This window comes from Listeria tempestatis, assembly GCF_963575625.1.
Classification (GTDB): Bacteria; Bacillota; Bacilli; order Lactobacillales; family Listeriaceae; genus Listeria; species Listeria tempestatis.
Genome location: NZ_CAUYTK010000036.1, coordinates 1 through 315, shown reverse-complemented (window position 1 = coordinate 315; position 315 = coordinate 1). Strand labels below are relative to the sequence as shown.

Annotated in this window: 1 pseudogene; it reads right to left on the bottom strand. The window is 47.6% G+C overall.

Annotated features, from left to right (window positions below):
- Window positions 1–315 (bottom strand): annotated as a pseudogene (locus tag R8923_RS14295) (hypothetical protein); the annotation flags it as partial.

Below are 315 nucleotides of genomic sequence, written 5' to 3'. Positions count from 1 at the left end.
GCAACCCCGATAATGACCACTGTGGCGGCGATGTTCACCCAAAATTCTTGCTTCTGTTGTTCGTCTTTGATGGACGTGTAGCTGAAAGCACGGGAATTTAACATGGCGGCTTGAAAATCTTGGCGGCTCACGTCTTCTTCTTGATGGGTCTTTTTCCATGCGTCAAACTGTGCTTTCATTTGGTCGGCGTAAAACGTGCTTCCGCTGAATAAATCGTCGAGGCTCACTTTGCTCTTCAGGACTTCGACTTGTTTTTGTGTGGAGCTGTTGACAAATTCCATGCTTGTTCTTGTTGCGCCGATGCGGTTTTCCGTT